The sequence below is a fragment of the Streptomyces sp. 4F14 genome (assembly GCF_048159485.1).
Taxonomy (GTDB): Bacteria; Actinomycetota; Actinomycetes; order Streptomycetales; family Streptomycetaceae; genus Streptomyces.
On sequence record NZ_JBLRVY010000182.1, the window covers coordinates 1 to 403 of the forward strand.

The 403-nt window shown below is 69.7% G+C and carries 1 protein-coding gene; it reads left to right on the plus strand.

The genetic code is table 11. The annotated features are described in order from the left end of the window. Positions 1-403 (plus strand): hypothetical protein (locus ACLZOT_RS50220; RefSeq protein WP_416976019.1); only part of this gene is annotated, 403 nt, incomplete at both ends.

Below are 403 nucleotides of genomic sequence, written 5' to 3' on the forward strand. Positions count from 1 at the left end.
GGATCCGGAGGAATCGGTTCGTGGAACGGCCTGCTCCGTACTGTGGCGGACGGCGGGTGCGCAGTCCGGCACTTGGGAGTTCCTGCGGGATCGCGTCGCCGAGGATCCCGGGGAGGAAGCGCGCGAGGACGCGCTCTTCGGCCTGGTGAAACTGAGGGCGAACGAGGCCGATACCTGGGAACTCGTTCGGGAGCTTGTGCCGGCCGACCCGAGTGGGACCGTACGCGGTGCCGCAGTGGCGCATCTGTGCGGACACAGAGCCGAGGAGCCCGGCACCTGGCAACTGGCCTTCGACCGGCTCAGGAACGATCCCGCGGACCGTGCGCGGGAGGAGGCGCTGCTCGCTCTGAGGCATTACCCGGGCGAGCCGTCGGCCAAGTGGGACGCGATCCGCGCTTGTGCG